At 42.9% G+C, this 17,456-nt stretch carries 11 protein-coding genes and 5 tRNA genes; 4 read left to right on the forward strand and 12 right to left on the reverse strand.

Going from position 1 to position 17,456, the window contains the following annotated elements; genetic code table 11:
• Positions 1-12: 12 nt before the first annotated feature.
• Positions 13-2,571, reverse strand: coding sequence for a nitrite reductase large subunit NirB (nirB, locus tag OCU90_RS20295; protein WP_061025144.1), 2,559 nt, complete (start codon positions 2,569-2,571; stop codon positions 13-15).
• Between the two features lie 609 nt (positions 2,572-3,180).
• Here nirB and OCU90_RS20300 point away from each other — a divergent pair.
• Entirely contained in the window at positions 3,181-3,636 is a 456-nt protein-coding gene (locus OCU90_RS20300; protein ID WP_240513412.1) for a plastocyanin/azurin family copper-binding protein, read from the forward strand.
• Positions 3,637-3,805: 169 nt separating this feature from the next.
• Here the strand turns inward: OCU90_RS20300 and OCU90_RS20305 are convergent, their stop codons facing one another.
• From OCU90_RS20305 to OCU90_RS20325, 5 genes are read right to left on the reverse strand one after another with little or no spacing between them, the layout of a single operon-like run.
• A complete protein-coding gene (locus OCU90_RS20305; protein ID WP_004731117.1) occupies positions 3,806-4,249 on the reverse strand; it encodes a CopD family protein in 444 nt (147 codons plus the stop codon).
• Positions 4,250-4,258: 9 nt separating this feature from the next.
• Positions 4,259-6,985, reverse strand: coding sequence for a molybdopterin-dependent oxidoreductase (locus tag OCU90_RS20310; protein ID WP_206207886.1), 2,727 nt, complete (start codon positions 6,983-6,985; stop codon positions 4,259-4,261).
• A complete protein-coding gene (locus tag OCU90_RS20315) occupies positions 6,985-7,569 on the reverse strand; it encodes an arsenate reductase (azurin) small subunit (RefSeq protein WP_061025140.1) in 585 nt (194 codons plus the stop codon). Before OCU90_RS20315 ends, OCU90_RS20310 begins: the two co-directional genes overlap by 1 nt.
• Positions 7,566-8,732, reverse strand: coding sequence for a cytochrome-c peroxidase (locus OCU90_RS20320; RefSeq protein WP_061025137.1), 1,167 nt, complete (start codon positions 8,730-8,732; stop codon positions 7,566-7,568). Before OCU90_RS20320 ends, OCU90_RS20315 begins: the two co-directional genes overlap by 4 nt.
• Positions 8,719-9,822: a cytochrome-c peroxidase gene (locus OCU90_RS20325; RefSeq protein WP_081090018.1), complete on the reverse strand. Its 1,104-nt coding sequence runs from the start codon at positions 9,820-9,822 to the stop codon at positions 8,719-8,721. The genes OCU90_RS20320 and OCU90_RS20325 overlap by 14 nt, the downstream gene beginning before the upstream one ends.
• A gap of 137 nt (positions 9,823-9,959) precedes the next feature.
• Here OCU90_RS20325 and OCU90_RS20330 point away from each other — a divergent pair, with 137 nt between their 5' ends.
• Together OCU90_RS20330 and OCU90_RS20335 are read left to right on the forward strand one after the other, a co-directional pair.
• On the forward strand, positions 9,960-11,942 hold the full coding sequence (locus tag OCU90_RS20330) for a hypothetical protein (RefSeq protein WP_061025135.1): 1,983 nt from the start codon (positions 9,960-9,962) through the stop codon (positions 11,940-11,942).
• A 199-nt stretch (positions 11,943-12,141) separates the two neighbouring features.
• Positions 12,142-13,332 carry a hypothetical protein gene (locus OCU90_RS20335; RefSeq protein WP_061025134.1) on the forward strand — a complete coding sequence of 397 codons (1,191 nt, stop codon included), beginning with the start codon at positions 12,142-12,144 and terminating at the stop codon, positions 13,330-13,332.
• Positions 13,333-13,507: 175 nt separating this feature from the next.
• Here OCU90_RS20335 and OCU90_RS20340 read toward each other — a convergent pair.
• The 6 genes from OCU90_RS20340 to OCU90_RS20365 form a co-directional block, all read right to left on the reverse strand.
• A tRNA-Cys gene (locus tag OCU90_RS20340) sits at positions 13,508-13,581 on the reverse strand.
• A gap of 64 nt (positions 13,582-13,645) precedes the next feature.
• Positions 13,646-13,732, reverse strand: a tRNA-Leu gene (locus tag OCU90_RS20345).
• An 80-nt stretch (positions 13,733-13,812) separates the two neighbouring features.
• A tRNA-Gly gene (locus OCU90_RS20350) sits at positions 13,813-13,888 on the reverse strand.
• A gap of 48 nt (positions 13,889-13,936) precedes the next feature.
• Positions 13,937-14,010, reverse strand: a tRNA-Cys gene (locus OCU90_RS20355).
• A gap of 83 nt (positions 14,011-14,093) precedes the next feature.
• Positions 14,094-14,180, reverse strand: a tRNA-Leu gene (locus OCU90_RS20360).
• Positions 14,181-14,503: 323 nt separating this feature from the next.
• Entirely contained in the window at positions 14,504-16,228 is a 1,725-nt protein-coding gene (locus OCU90_RS20365) for a citrate lyase ligase (RefSeq protein ID WP_240513413.1), read from the reverse strand.
• Between the two features lie 415 nt (positions 16,229-16,643).
• Between OCU90_RS20365 and OCU90_RS20370 the strand changes: the two genes are divergently transcribed.
• Complete coding sequence (locus OCU90_RS20370; RefSeq protein ID WP_061025129.1) at positions 16,644-17,432, forward strand: lipase family protein; 789 nt, start codon at positions 16,644-16,646, stop codon at positions 17,430-17,432.
• Positions 17,433-17,456: the final 24 nt, after the last annotated feature.

Genomic DNA, 17,456 nt, shown 5'->3' on the forward strand with positions numbered 1-17,456 from the left:
GTCGTCTCCCAATTAAACCAGTTCAACGTGAAGGATGTCGCCCTTCGCTTCTGGGTGTTTTTCTGTAAATGTTGCTGGGCGGTGTTGTTCACGGCCATCGTCAACAAACACAACGTTTTCATCGCGATCATCAGCATTGATGAAGTGTGAGAAGCGCTTAAGTTGAGCTTCATCGTTGATAGTGTCAGTCCACTCACAAGCAAAGTTACCCACTAGGCCAGCGACGTCAGCTTCAAGCTGGTCGTTGATGCCAAGTTTATTATCAACAATCACTTCACGTAGGTAGTCAACGCCGCCTTCTAGGTTGTCCATCCATACCGAAGTACGTTGTAGTGGCGCAGCCGTGCGGATGTAAAACATCATGAAACGGTCGATGTATTTCAGCAGTGTTTCTTGGTCTAGGTCGCTTGCCAATAAATCTGCGTGACGAGGCTTCATACCACCGTTGCCACACACATACATGTTCCAACCAGCGTCCGTTGCGATAATACCTAAATCTTTACCTTGAGCCTCAGCACACTCACGAGTACAGCCCGACACACCGAACTTCATCTTATGAGGAGTACGGATGCCTTTGTAACGGTTCTCGATCATCACGCCTAGGCCAACTGAATCTTGAACGCCGTAACGACACCAAGTTGAACCAACACATGTCTTAGCCATACGAAGTGCTTTTGCGTAAGCTTGACCCGTTTCGTAACCTGCAGCGATTAACTTCTTCCAGATTGCTGGTAAGTCATCTTTCTGAGCACCGAATAGACCGATACGTTGTGCACCAGTGATCTTCGTATATAGGTTGTATTCAGCCGCAACATCCGCAAGAACGCTTAGAGCTTGAGGCGTTACTTCGCCACCCGCCATACGAGGGATAACCGAGTAAGTACCATCTTTCTGAATGTTACCTAAGAAGTTGTCGTTGGTATCGTGCAGTTTTACTAGTTCAGGCTTAAGGATGTGGTCACCCCAGCAAGAAGCAAGGATAGAACCCGCTAGAGGCTTACATACTTCACAGCCGTAGCCTTTACCGTATTTCTCAAGTAGCTCGTCGAATGTTTTGATTTCTTCGATACGAATCAGGTGGAAAAGCTCTTGGCGAGAGTAAGCAAAGTGCTCACAAACGTCGTTCTTCACTTCTACACCCGCTTTTGCAAGTTCAGCGTTTAGCACAGAAGTCACAAGCGGAATACAACCACCACAACCTGTACCTGCGCCGGTCACTGCTTTGATATCACCAATGGTATGGTGACCTTCAGCGACCGCTTGAGCGATCTTGCCTTTGGTTACGTCGAAACAAGAACAGATAACGGCAGTTTCCGGTAATGAGTCGGCGCCAAGCGTTGGTTTTTCACCACCAGCGTGTGCTGGAAGAATCAATGCATCTGGGTGTTCTGGTAGGTCAATTTCGTTCAACATAAGTTGAAGAAGGTCACCGTAATCAGAAGTATCGCCAACCATTACTGCGCCAAGCAGTTTCTTGTTGTCTTCAGAAACGATTAAGCGTTTGTAAACTTCTTGCTCTTCGTTTTGGTAAACGTAGCTTTTGCAACCAGGAGTACGACCGTTTGCATCACCGATTGAACCTACTTTCACGCCCAGAAGCTTAAGCTTCGCAGACATGTCAGCACCTTCAAATGTGCTTTCGTTACCAACAACGTGGTCAACGGCAACTGTCGCCATCTTGTAACCAGGAGCCACTAGCCCGTAGAACGTTTGGTTCCAAGACGCACACTCACCGATTGCGTAGATATCTTTGTCTGTCGTTTGACAGTGATCGTTGATCTCGATACCACCGCGAGGCGCAATACCTAGACCCATTTGACGAGCAAGTTTGTCTTGTGGGCGAATACCAGCAGAGAATACGATGAAATCAGTTTCTAGCTCAGTTCCGTCTGCAAAACGCATCACGTTACGAGCTTCAGTGCCTTCAGGAGCAATTTCAAGCGTGTTCTTGCTTGTATGGACATTGACACCCATACGTTCGATCTTTTGACGAAGCTGATTACCACCTGCAAGATCAAGCTGCTCTGCCATAAGCTTTGGAGCAAACTCAACAACGTGAGTGGTTATGCCAAGCGCTTTAAGTGCGCCTGCTGCTTCAAGGCCAAGTAAACCACCACCAACAACAACACCAGATTTAGAATTCTTAGCGGTTGCTTCGATAGCTTTTAAGTCTTCGATAGTACGGTAAACAAAACAGTCTTTGCCTTCGTGGCCTTTAATCGGCGGTACGAATGGGAAAGACCCCGTAGCAAGGATAAGCTTGTCGTATTGAATTTCACGACCAGTGCTTGAGTAAACTGTTTTCTTTTCACGGTTAACGTTGATAGCACGTTCGCCGATCAGCATATTGATGCCATGTTTCTCGTAGAAACCTTCTTTAACTAAAGAAAGTTCATCTGCAGTGTGGTGTGAAAAGTAAGAAGAAAGGTGAACACGGTCATACGCAACACGTGGTTCTTCACAGAACACCGTAATGTCCATGTTTGCAACATCTGTCTTCTCGACTAAATCTTCGATATAGCGATGGCCTACCATCCCGTTACCGATTACGACTAGCTTCATCTTGCTCATAAGAATTCCTGAAGGTTATATATTTCTTAACTACACGAATAATGAATTATGAAAGAAAATGAAAATATGATGTAAATCAATTACGAAAACGAACTACCCGAAAGGGGTAGAACAAAAGAGGTAGATCTGCTTATTTATCGAGCTAAGCAAACGAATAACCTTGGTTTTGATAGGGTTTAGCGGAATTTTATATACACTTTGGCGCACTTGAAAGAGTGTTGTAAAGTTTCACAATAGGTTAGCAATAACGTAAGTAAATGACAATCATTTTCATTTACTGACTTAACACAACGCTGAAACTTACGTTAATTTCCAAATTCATGAAGAACTATGTGCAGTTATGAAAGGGTTTAGCCGAATAAATGAACATTGAATCATAATGTCATCCATTTTATTAAATCCGAATCGTGACAAACAACTCGCAAAATGTCCTTAGATTATTAACGAGCCTTGAAGACAAAGCTTTCCCAGTTATCAAACTGTTAATTTAATTGATCCAGCACATATAGCGTTCAAATTCACCGAGGCTATATCAAATCAAGCTTTCAACCAAACGGTGAATAAATTAAAATTATTGGAAATAATTCTCATTTGATAGAGCCAACTACTATGCGTGTACTTCTACTGATCTTAACTATCATTGCCACTCCTGCACTTGCTGAAACAAAAGTCATCAAACAAGTGATGGACATGAATTCTGAGAACATCGACAAGATGTATCAATTTATTCCTGATTACGTAGAAATCGAACCTGGTGATAAGGTGCTTTTTAAAGGAACCGTTGGCTCTCATACAGCCCATAGTATTCAAGGGATGCTTCCTAACGGCGCTAAACCTCTTATGATATCCGGGTCAAACGCTCAGGAAGTCACTTTTGATAAACCCGGAGTTTATGGCATAAAATGTAAAGTACATCACCGACACGGAATGGTGGCGCTAGTGGTCGTGGGTGACCCAAGTGTTAACTTAGAAGAAGCTCGCACTGCGGCCAAAAAACGTGTGAGTCGCCGAGCTCAGAAGAAGATGCAAGACTTGCTCGATCAAGCAGAGCAAAAGGTTCAATAACCTTTGTCCCTACTTTTAAAGCACCGACTCTCCATTTGGTATTGAGATAGGAATGCCTGTCTGAAAACGGTTTTCGGGAGTCAGTAACAATAAACAGCGCCGAATTAGCGCTGTTTATTGTTATCTACTTAGACATGGTCAAATGTTCCGCACTAAACGTACAAACATATCAAACTAGCCACCCCGTTCTAAATGAAACTCCGACAACCACAAACAAAATTGAAATAATGGTCACTGGCACAATGTGCAGTGCCATATCAACCAAGTTGTCCTTCGATAGTTTTGGAATCACACGAAAGCGTGCGTCTAGGGCCAGCAATACCGTCAGAGACAGCAACGTCAATTTAGCGGCAATGCCATGAGCCAATGGAATCGACATATCAAACCATAAGCTAACGTCCGGCAACATGTGATAAGCGAGCATCAACCCGGTCACCACTTGAACTACCAAAGCAGGCATTCCCACCTTTTCGTACCCTTGCTCGAATTCCAATAACATTTCTGGAGAACGGTGTTTCAAGACTTTAGGAAGGATAACGACGCTGAGAATAATGTGCCCTCCCGTCCAAATGGTGGCAGCCAATACATGCAAAACCAATAATACGCCAAACATAAACTTCCCTTACACAATGTTACGTGGTGCAAAGGAGAACCCTTCAAACTCACGCTTATATTTTGATTCACCAATTTTCTTTATTTTGGCGACGCCCATTTTATAGTTGTAGTTACCACTGATTTGGTCAACTACCCTTGTTGTTAAAGCATTCGCTGGGTTCTTCATGTCCATCATATTGCAATACAACACACCTTTCTTGGTGGCTGAGGTGACAATCGCAACGGCTTTAATCTCCGCGTAATCCAGTTGAATGTGACCATTTTTCATTAGGTTACTAAACTGAAAATCGTCTGACTCGATACCCAGAATCGTATCTTTAAAATTGGCCACCCGCTCCGAATACACCAGTACTTCATCTCCGGCTTCTATGCCCCGTTTTTCCGCATCTTCTGGGTGTACTTCAATCCAGTTTTCAGGCCAACGATGAGTGATGTAAGGCCTGCGCTCGGTATCATCAAACCCTGACTGCCAAATCTCGTTAATACGACCATTCGAAAACCATAACTCGTCCTTTTGGGGGGTAAGCCAAGCGTGGAAATCACTGAACAGATCCCAAGGGTGCTTTTGAAGATTGACCTTCCCCGTCTGACTATTAAATTGAGTGAGCTGTTTACGCATAATATTGGCGCCTTGAGGCCCATCTTGCAGCCCTTTTTCGACCAGATCACCCCAACTCATTTCAGTATCATGTAGGCGTTTAGTGCCAATCAGCTTTTTGGTGTCATAGTTATAAAATACAGGGCCTTGGATCCCTTCGGTACCAAATTCAGCGAGCTTTTGATGAAGTGTTTTTCCTTCAGAATGTGCTGCAACTTTGATCATATTGAAATCTTTACGGCTACCGCGACTAAATCGCGATGACTCTTCGGCTACGTCATTCGAGTTTTGCCAATCAAACCCGTCATACCCCATCCGGGAAGCCATTTGAGCAACGATCCACCAGTCTGGCTTAGCCTGACCCGGCGCATCAGCGAACTTTTGGTAAAGGCGTAGACGACGCTCACCATTAGCGCGCATGAAATCCTCTTCCCCCCAAGTCGCGGCCGGAAAGATGATATCAGCGAGTTGTTTACCTATAGGATCACGTAAATAAATATCTTGATTGATGACGACCATTCCACCGGAATCTGCTCGTTTTTTGAGAGTATCAATAATGTGTTGTTTATCACGTCGCGTCACTTGGTGAGGGTTACGTGTTGTTAAATCGGTGAATTTCTCTTTCAACCCATAACTACCACACATAGCTTGAATCCATGTCGTACCAATGACATGGGCCATACGGGTATGCCCAGAATAGAGATATCTGTCGGTGTCTATTGAGCGTCGACGTCTACCTGCCACTTTTTCAGGTGACTTATTCCTTGGTAGTTTCCCACCCGCTAGCCCACCTCGTTGATGCCCACCAAATCGACCAATAACACGCCCTTCTCGGCCACCAGTACCGATTATCGTTGCAAGGGAGGCGATGGCATTGGTATTCCCGGTATTATTCGACCAATAAAAGCCCTTCTCTATACCAATTGAGGCTTTAACTCGTTGACCGTTGACAGGCATTGCCAACATCTCAGCGGCTTTGTGGATCTTCTCCACATCAATACCCGCGATCGATGCGGCATACTCAGGTGCGTATTCTTTCTGCTCCAAATTCCATTGCTTATAATCATCAAAGCCATTCGTTTGGAATTTGCCCCAAGTGGTTCTCCACTGCCATGGCGTATTACGAGTACCCTGACCAAAACCAGAGCTAGATTCCCATTTATTATTGACCCAGTTTTTAATCCACTCGTTGTCTTGCCAGCCTTGCTCTAAGATCACTCGAGCAATTGCACCAATCACAAGATTATCGCTACCGGGATTAATATCGAGGTGCAATCCACCTTGAGATTTAAGCCACGCTATGCCTGCGGTTTCACGAGGGTTCAAAATTACGGTTTTCATTCCACGATGCACCGCAGGCATAATGAACTGCGTAAAAATGATGGTTTTGGTCTCATACGGATCCGTTCCGCAGATCATCAAAGTATCTGCCGCGCCCCAGTCATCATAACTTGGAGCAAAATTATCAAAACCCGCATCTCGAAACCCTGGGGTTGCAGTGACATCTGACGGCGTGTCGTGAAACGAAAAATTCGCGGTATTAACATGACGCAATGCATACTTTGTTATCGCATAGGTGTTTTCAATATACTGATAGGAATAGGTTTTTACGCAGTAACTGTTGGAGCCATGCGTATCAATCACATGACGGCCGACTTGGGCCGCTATATCCAACGCAAAATCCCATTCTACAGGTTGTAACTGACCGTTAATTCGAACAAGTGGTTGCTTCAATCGATCTTTGGTTGGTGTTTCTGGGTTATAAAGCTTTCTTGCGAGCAGTCCACCACGAACCGAAGAATCACCGCCTTTATTGACGACCTGTATGTCTTTGTCTGCGACTACAACCACATGGTGTGGTTTGCCATTATGCGAAACAATATTATGTTGCTGTGGCGAAACCCAAGCTTGTAATGCATGAACGGGGAAGTCGACAGCAAACGCATTTTCGTTAGAGCGAGCTCCACCTGAAGGGCTATTTACAGGCCAACGATAAACCTTATAACCGCACGCCACGATACAATAATCACAGGCTGTTGTGATAACTTCAGCATGAACAGGAGGCAGTAAAGTATTAGTCGGTTGGAGGTACTGACGGTTTAAAGGAGATTGATTGCTTGAAGAAGATTCACTCATTAAACTACCTCCACATCGATCAGGTTTTCCATGCGACCAAAGATCAACCCCATAACGCCAACTGCATAGATGTCGTCACCTTCGAGCTCGAGCAGTACTTGAGGTAAGCTCTCAAAGGCTTGACCAGACACCATAATTCCATGGCGACGCAAATCAAATGTAGATAGGTGGAATGGGCACTGCCCGACAATGCGATGCTCCCCTGTTGCTTTATAAGCACCGGTTAAAGGCCCACCTTGATGAGTACATGTCATCGAATAGGCCACAATATCGCGCTGTAACCCTATCCCACCGCCACATTCGATGTCGGATTTAACCAGCATCGCAATCGAATTTTTTCCTTCATCTGGATATTGAAAGTGAACCGGAATGTGGTTGATGAGTTGACTTAACTTTGCGATTTTCTTACGCGGGTAACCGACAACACGACCTTCAACTTGAGTTTCAGAATCAGTCCCTGCAAATAAGGTAAGAGGAACCATAGATACGGCAGTAGCCGCACCGGAATAAAGTAAAAAATCACGTCGTGACATCATGCATTTGTTGTGTCGTTTACTTGAATTTTGCTCTGAGTTGGCGATCATTTTTCTGCTCCAGCAAGTTCTTCTTTAGTAAATAGCGGTTGGTATTCTGGAATGGTTGGCTCTTCAATAAAAATCTGCTCACCTGAAAATGCTTCTACAAAGCTCAATAAGTTCTTTTTATCTTGTTCCGTTAAACCAAGAGGTTGAATTAGAGCAGATTTAGTCTGAGGGTATCCAGTAGTGCGCCCATCATCTGCCACACCACCTCGGTCGTAGAAATCAATCACCGCTTCTAAAGTTGGAATGGTGCCATTGTGCATATAGGGCGCAGTGTATTTTGTATAACGTAGGCTCGGTGTGCGGAACTTACCTAACATCTCTTTGCGTTTAGCTCGAAAGTAAGCACCGGGGTCGGCCTTTGTGGTGCGGTACATCTCTTCGGTGACACCTTTAGAATAAAGCTCAAATCTAAATGTTATCTGCGCTAATCCATCATCATTCCACCAAGGACTTGGCGGCACACCAATGTTGTAGAATTTTTGGTCAGATGCCAAAGCCCCGTTGTGACAAGCAATGCAATTCGCTTTGCCTTCAAACAGAGCTTTACCCTTCAATTGGGACTCAGACAAAGCGGTTTTGTCACCGAGTAAATAGTTGTCTATTGGTGTGTCACGTTGAACCATCGTGCGTTCAAACGCGGCTATAGCGCGCCAAGCGTTATGTATTTTCGGAGTATCATCACCAAACACTCGCTTAAAGCGTTCAACATACTCAGGAACTAAGGCTAAACGCGCTTCCATGATGTCGTCTTCACCATTACCCGCGACCGCGCCCTTCGCTGCATCTTTGGCTTGCGCTTCCAATAACATAGCGCTGCCCGCCCAGAAAAATTTGTCGTAATAAGCCGCATTAATAATCGTTTGGCTATTGCGCCAATGTACCGTACCCGGATATCCCATGGATAAGTCATCAGGAAAACCCCAGCCCTGCGATTGAATATGGCAACCAGCACATGGGCTAGTCGTATCGCCACTTAGCCGACCGTCATAAAATAAGATCTTTCCCAACTCTATTTTTTCGGGTGTTTGTTTATTATCCACAGGCACAGGCACCTCCCCTAGAGGCTCAAACTGTACCTTTGCATTAACAACATTGGGAAGCCCCGTCATCCCAATAAGAATAAAGAGTGCTGCCTTTAATACAGAGCGCTTAGTTACGAGCATTTGACCAATCCTCCGTGTATTCGTAGCCGAAGTCATAGTCTAACCATTCGTATTCTTCGCCTATAAGGGGATCTCCAGATAACGATTCCAAAAAAGCCACCAGCGCCTTTTTTTCGTAGTCCGTTAGGGAAAGCGTGGTGAGTCGAGAGTCTTTGTTTGAGTCTTCGCCACCACCTTGATTATAAAATTCAACCACATCTTCAAGCGTGGCAAGCATGCCATTGTGCATATACGGCGCAGTTTGACTGAGCTCTCGCAGCGTTGGCGTTATGAACTTACCGCGATCGCTACCATCCGCTTTATGAGTTTGAACATGAGCACCAACATCGCGCTTTAACGTTAAGTAATCTTGCACACCCATAAACATGTTGTAGGCAAGAAAAGATTGATGTCGCATGGGGTCTAAAAATATCTCATGATTTTCAGGCACTCCGGTATTGTGTGCCTTTCCGTCCGAAAACAGAGCGCCACGATGGCATTGGCTGCACCCCGCTTTGCCTGTGAACAGCTTTTCTCCCTGGATCGCTAAGTCGCTAAGCTCGCCCTTGTCAAAAGGGACATTCTTCGAAGTCAGTGTCTTTAGGTATTCAGGCAGAGCTTTGCGCACTCCGCCATTTGACGGTTCTCCAAGATTGGCCGCTTTAAACATCTCGACGTATATTGGGTCTTGTTTGAGGCGTTCCTGCATCAAACGCATGTCCATATTCATCAGCCAGTCTTCAGTGATATTTTCCCGAACCACATCGTTTAGGTTGGTGCCAATACGACCATCGTGAAACCACACCTCTTTATAGGCTGCATTAATAAGTGTTGGAGCATTACGAAATCCATCACTCCCCGTATACGCAGGGCTTAACGGTTCAGGGTAAGAAAAACCATTAGACGGAATGTGGCAACTGGAACACGAAATCGAGTCATCCCCGGACAAGCGCGTATCAAAAAACAGTCGTTTGCCGAGTTCTGCTTGAGCTGGATCGATATCTAAAGGAGGCAAAGCAGCATGTAAACTCATCGTAAAAAAGGAGCACAATACTACGCAGACTTTTCGAGCGAAGCTTTGAAGTGTGGACTGTGCTCGTAAAACACTCATCGGCATTCCGTTTTAAGGATTGTTATCAATGAAGCCTATTATTAACACGTGAAACATTAAAGATATGATTAGGATCATACAATTCGGAATGATAAGAGTTATTATTCAAACTTGTTAGTTCAGTGGTACTAAAACCTATGTCTCTCGATAAATTCCTTCTCTGTGTCGAACATACCTATCTTGCTGGGAACGTATCCGATCAAATTCTAGCAACTCAGTTTCTCGCTCAATTTTCGCAAACTAAACACCTCTTGCTTACAGGTTTAGAATCCAACGTTGTAGATGTTGTTATCACAAGCCTAGAATGTTTAGCTCAAGACAAGCATGCTCCTATCAAAGACATCATCCACTGCTTTCAACTGTGGGATGACAGCGAAGTAAAACTAGCCGCATTGAATGCTGTTGAGCACAACAACGATTCAGAACAAGCGAAGGGATTATTGATAGACGTCGTTTGTGACGATATCGATTACTGGGAGGGTGAATGGAATGATGGTGATGATATCCGTTTGAATGCTGCACGTATTTTGGATAACCATGAAATTAATTTAGATTATATTCAAGCGAGTCGTTTACTGCCCCTACTTCGAAGTGACCCAGAGCCTGATGTTCAGGTCAAACTAGTCTCAGTGCTATCGCGTCACTCACCGGCACTACTTAAAGAGAACTTTGCAGTAACGCGCACAAACGATATGCGTATGTTATTGAAAAGCACACCGGATAAAATAACGTTATTCAAAGCCACGCAACACCAAGATCTACGTTGCCAGCAAATCGCCTTTCAACGGCTGTCTCAAATGAACAGTCGTGAGTATTTGCAAATGTTTTTAACTGGCCTTTCGCACTTAGACCCACTGATAAGACAAACATCTCTCAGTACATTGGAAAAATGGAATTACCAAGTCGACATTAAGCACCTTGGTCAGAACGACTTATTACAAGAAATTCCAATCGATATCCTTTCGGCACTGCTTAGCGACAATCACAAGCAACAACTCGTGAATCAATGGCAAGATAAACGGCACCCTTCTCATTCAATAACGGCGATGCTTCAATTAATTTCGAGCTTAAACCCGCAGAGTAAACAAGCCCAACTTAGCCGCTTTATGCCAGTCTTTTATGAGAAGTTTTCGAGCTTAGACGAAGCGACTCAACTTGATTGCTTGAATGTTTTATTAAGTGACATATCACAAACCCTAAGCCTTGCCTTTATCCGTCAGCAACTGCAATCGGGCACTTGCAGCAATTCAGTGAAGCGACAACTCATTGAGCACCTATCTCATACTCTAGCACCGAGTTCTCAGGCCTATCTAAAAGAGCTCATTGTCGACTTACCTGTAATTATTACAACCAATCAAACAGAAAGAGAAACGGCGACAACAGAAGTACCACATCGACAACTTAACGATCCGAATGATGACGCTAGTGCCACACAACCTCCTATCACTTCCACGCTTGATTCGTTGAGGCAATCAGCGCATTCAAAACCTTCAACAAGACATGCTCGAACCAAACGAGTTGCAATCGAAAGCTTGTCAAACCTAGCGTTAGCGATTGAATACTGTCAAGACAAGCAATATCTGGTGGAGCTTTGCTCTACTGAAAAACTTACCAGCCTATCCAACGCTGAGTTTCACGCGCTAGTCATTGCCTTGCGTTGTCATCATATCAACTTGACCGACGTTGAGACCCCCTACTTCAACCAATCGGTATTAGATCTAGTCTTGAATGATGATTGTTCCAACCTCGAAAGTATCATCGATTGGCTTGGCACTCTCTGGATCGATCAACACCGTTTACAACTAATAGCCTCTGAAAGCCTCCCTCTAAAAGTCTGTTTAGTGCGATATACCACTGACGAAACAGAATTACTCGGGCTACTAAAGCACCCTTATATTGGTATCCAAATCGCGGCGCTGAAGCAATTAAAACAGTCTGGTGGTTCACATGAAGAGCTAGTTAGCTTGATCTTAGAAGAGCCAGTACTTTATCCTCAAATCTCTCTTTTTGATGCTAATACAGTCTACAACGTACTTGCTGAGAAAATCCAAGGTTCACCTTCAATAGCTCTACAAGCTGCCCTTGCGTTTCTTTGTACACAAAATATGCAAATCACATAACCTATTAGCACTAATAATCGACCCATTTAAGGTTTGACACACTATTTTTCGATTGGTCGGCAGGTTAAAACAACAGAGCCAACGGATCACGGGCATTGTAAGACATTGTATGGGTATGTATTACGGCAACTGCAATCACCCAATATCACGCGACATCTCGGTATATTAGCACCACGTTCTAAATCATAAGATGTGTACCATGAAAGTGTTATCTTTAACTGCGTTCGCTGCCACTGTTCTTCTTGTCGGTTGTAATAGTTCAAACCAAAGCAAGCCTGTGACAAGCCAAGAAAATGTCAAACCATCCGTTGTTCACAGGATCACAATAGAAGCGGTCCCTTCTCAGTTCTCTGCGTATTCCAAAGCAGGTTATAACCGACATGTCGCGGTCAATGCCCCTAATGGCAAATCTATCCATATTCTAATTATGGATCGCCTGAGCAATTATCAGATAGTCAAAGCAGTCAATGTTCTCAATCACTATCTAACCCCCGTTGATGGCACTAAATACGGGAGCGCTGACTCAAAACGCGATATTGCAAATGCTATGGCGAACAATGGCGCAATATTGAAACTAATGAATTATCACGATGAGCCCCAATATAACGACGATTTGGATGGCCAACCCTTGTTCGAAGAGGAAATTCAAGTAGAAGGCGGAGAATGGTACGTTCGACAGGATTATGAAGAGCATCGCGATGCGTCTTACGAAGAAATTCTCCACCTAGTCCATGACTATGGTATTGGTGTTCTTAACTCCCCTCAAAGTGGCGAATCGGCATTACCTTTATTTCAAAAAGAGCTGAATACAATACAGACTCAGGCTTTACATAATGCCTATACACCTCCAGTTGACACTTTGGTAGAGTGGCAAGAAGAAGTCAGTGTTGACCAAGAGTACTTTGCAGCCGTCATTGATAGCTATTACGGGCTTTGGGGGGCGTATAGTGGCGAAGGTATGTGGGGGTTATACAAAGTTAAAACTCGCGACGACTTTTCTACAAGAGATCCTAACGCGCAATATATTACTGAACAGATTTTCTCTCCAACACTGGCTTACGACGCATACATTGCTGATACATTCACCGGCACTTTTAAAATGCAATATGACCCAGCAACGCCCTACACTCATCACTCTCAATATCTGACGAAACTAACGCTATCGGGCAAGAATAACGCAAATATTGAGATCAATGGATATGATAATAAGGTAGCCGGAAATTTAGGTGTTAATACGATTGTAGTACATGGTCCTAAAAGTGAATACCAAATCCACAATCTTGGGGGCGGTAAATTTCAGCTCAATGACACCGTTACTTCACGCGATGGCTTGAATACCCTATCAAGCATTGAACAAGTGCAGTTCACTGATCAGCGTTGGACTCTTTGACTAGCAACTTTCTCTTTGATTCAGCTCTAAATGTGTCTAACCTTTCGAAGGTAATGAATGGGTTTTACGGGCGTTCTTCTATCTGAAAAGGTAAAAGAAAAGCATTCAAAAACCAAAACCACTTTCCTGCAGACGTAAAAAAGCCCGACCATTTCTGATCGGGCTTTCAAAATAATGGAGGCGCCTCCCGGAGTCGAACCGAGGTCCACGGATTTGCAATCCGCTGCATAGCCACTCTGCCAAGGCGCCTTCAATAGTGTTTTAAGAGAACAACTCTTTTGAACATTACCAAACAAGGTAACAATCAAATAGATGGTGCCCCGGGCCGGACTTGAACCGGCACAACGCGAACGTCGAGGGATTTTAAATCCCTTGTGTCTACCAATTCCACCACCAGGGCACGCAATTCTTTATTGCGATGCCGATTACTGAAAAGTAAAACACCATCTTAATGTCAAAATGAATCAACATTACAAAATTTGGAGCGATACATCGGGTTCGAACCGATGACCTCAACCTTGGCAAGGTTGCGCTCTACCAACTGAGCTAGTATCGCAATTTCATTCATCTAATTTCTCATCGATTAAATAAGAGAGAAAGAGAATGGAGGCGCCTCCCGGAGTCGAACCGAGGTCCACGGATTTGCAATCCGCTGCATAGCCACTCTGCCAAGGCGCCTTTATCAACATAAAAATATATTGAAGTGTTTAAAGAGAACCACTCTTTGTTCAACACTCTACTTAAAGTAGAAACTAGATAGATGGTGCCCCGGGCCGGACTTGAACCGGCACAGCGCGAACGCCGAGGGATTTTAAATCCCTTGTGTCTACCAATTCCACCACCAGGGCAACGCAATCATGCGATGCTGATTACCGAAGAGTAAAACACCATCTCTCTGCGACCTAAGCCGTGAGAACGAGGTGTACTTTAACGGATAGAAAAAATTCGTCAACAGTAAATTTTATCTTTCAATTCAAGTGATTAATTATCGAACTCAAACGATTGAAATTACTACAGATCGCACAAACTGCACACACAACACCCTACATACAATACCTAATTCGACCTCGGATTATCTATTAGACTTAACTATGGCTACCGAATTCGAATAAGAAAGCCAGTCAACAGACTGGCTTTCTTACAGAAAAGTAGTTTGAAAGCTAATCCAAACTTAATAATTTTCTTTTAAGAATTGGTATGTAGGCTTGGGAACTATTGCTTCTATACTGCTGAAATCTCGGCTTGCTAAGAACTCCCTTACTTTAGAAGCACTAATCACATCGCCATTTGTTGAAATGCGCTCAATGATTTCAACTTCAATATCATATGCAGGGAGTAGTTCCTGCATTTTTTCGTTGTATTGTTGGGTGATTTGACACTTTGGCTCATTCCCAAGGAATATCTTACTAATATTCAGCGCCTTAGCTATGTACTCACAGAAAAACCAGGCTTCCATTGATGCATCAGCTTTAGCTTCAGAAGTTTCTTTATCGAAGTAATCAGGGTAAGTCAACTCAGTACAAATAAACTTTCCGCCTCGAATAACGGTTACGTTGCCAATATGCTTCGTACTTTCAAAGACTAACTTAAATCGATCTTCGAATTTAAAGAAAGATTTATCTTCTTCGATAACAAAAATGAACAACTTATCGACACTTCTTGCCGCGTGCTCGATTAAGTGCAAATGTCCTTTAGTAATTGGATTACAGTTGACAGCGACACTGCCAATAACACCTTCACAATCTGATTCATACTGTTTTAATAATTCTAAGTAAGACTTCATTTCGCAAGATTCAACCGCCTGAGCAGTGTGTCTAAATAAAAAGTATTTGAACTTTTCTATGACCAACAGAATGCTCTCATTTACTTTATCTCCTCGGTTAACTAGCTTTAAAGCTTTGTTATGCAACAAAGGGAGTAACTGATCTTTAACTATTACCTCCGATAGCACTTTATTGCCTCTAGATGAGTAGTGACCTTGTTTATTGTTTAAGTCGATAAAAAAGTCGCTGCCTCTGTCAATATCATTCAAGTCTATTTTATTTGATTCTGGAAGATCAACATGTCTAAACTCGTCAAAGTTGAAGAACACAACTATATCATTTTTTTTGATATTTGTTTGAACCAAGTTATTCATCGCTTGTAGTAGTTTCATCCCGATAATCCCATGATTCTCAACTACTACATCAGAAAAGAATTCATTTACGTTCTTTTGTACTTGAGAAACGAGAGTGTTGCTATCACTCATACCACTAGAATATGTTGTAGACGAGCCGAAAAACAAAACCCTACGATTTACATCATTCGGCTGCCCCACTGTAACTCTTAAGCCATTTTCCACTGACATCATTGGCTTATCACTGTCTAGAAGCGCGATTTTTGTACCTTTTATCACAGGGCGCGAGTAATCAAAAAGTGAAGGTATACATTTTTTTTCAGCGTCGTCATACAATGAGAGTATATAGTTAGGAACTTTACGTCCTTGCCCCCAAAGATTACGTTCACCTGCATACTTGTGAGTATTCGACATAAGATCTTTTTCTTGAGCGGACTTTATTTTTAGATCTTTACCAATACCAACAACATCAATTAATAAGGGGGTAGCACCTTGGCTCTTAACGTAATCAGTTACAAATTTAACTTTTTCAAAATCATTTATTGTGTTATTTAAAAGCCCCATACCATTTACGATATCACTATCAATGAACTCAATTGATTTGTCTTCCTGCAAACGACTTGCTTTTGATAACTCATCTTTCATTAAATATAAATTCAGCAACATAAAATAGTATTCATGTTTATTGAATTCATAAATTAATTCTTCTAAGACTCGAGTTGCACTTTTATAGTCGCTTTTTTGCACGTATAGCTCAGCAAGCCTAAGGTTTTTAGACATCTTAATTTTCGAAGGTAGTATAGGAAGCAATCGATATAAATTTCTCAATATTTTGTATGACACTAATTTATACGATTGACTTTTTGATAGCATGAATAGAGCCTTTTACATTATCTTTAGAAATTAGAAACTTTGATGATGCTACCATATTTTATTTTCAGTAATGTAAGGTTAAGTAAGGTATTGTATTTATCTTAGTTACATATCATATCTCATAAAATCTAGCTTATTTATCAGTCAAATCTAAATTATTGTTAAGATAAATTAACTAATATTACAGATTAAGACTAGTTAGGTTGTTTAGATTATTTTTAATACTAATTTAATACAATTCCATAGTTCGTTTAAACACCTTCATCCTCGTTTCACAATCTAAGGCTATTGTAATTAAACTACTTTAAAACGATGTGCGCCCGTGAAACCACTAAAACGATACCAATATGAACGCTACGCTGTGCTCTGCAACCTCGCCTACCCAAGAGTTTTTAAACAAACTCGTTACGGTTTTGATCCTAATGGACAGCGCATCATAAAGAATCAATTTGGTAAAACCATGATTCGAGTCTTATGGAGCAGCGACAAAGATGAAGTAGTCGTGGTTATCAAGGGATCACACAGTGTTTCTGACTGGCTACTCACTTTTGCGCTATGGACCAGAAGCTGTAAAAGAATTGGGCTGAACTATCGTGTTCATGCTGGTTTCTATCATCTCATGTTCCAAGAAAGCCAACCGAGTCGTAACGAAGACAAGCTTGGGCAAACCGTTATCGAACGCTTAGAAGCCACGCTCACACCTTTATTAGAGCAAGGGAAAAGGATTTCTATCACCGGCCACTCTTCTGGCGGCGCTATTGGCTGTGTGTTTGCTGACTACCTAGACCAAAAATACCCGGGTTGTATTAAACGAATCGTCACGTTTGGGCAGCCCGCGGTCGGTGATTGGAGTTTCAAAAAGAACTACCGTTTGAGCAAGAAGACCTACCGAATATGTTGTGACATCGACATCGTGACCTTTATGCCCCCGGTTCCCCTATTGTATTGGCATGTAGGCAAAGTACTTTGGCTCTATAACGGCAGGATTTACGAAAACACACCGACGTTAATACGCCTCGGGCGATCAATATTCAGTTGGTTAATCCGGCCTTTCTCTTATCACCTAATGAGTAAGTATATTCGTAACAAAGACTTCTTTGACAAACATTGAGCATGCTCTATAAATAAAAAAGAG

It is taken from the genome of Vibrio splendidus, assembly GCF_024347615.1.
GTDB classification, from domain to species: Bacteria; Pseudomonadota; Gammaproteobacteria; order Enterobacterales; family Vibrionaceae; genus Vibrio; species Vibrio splendidus.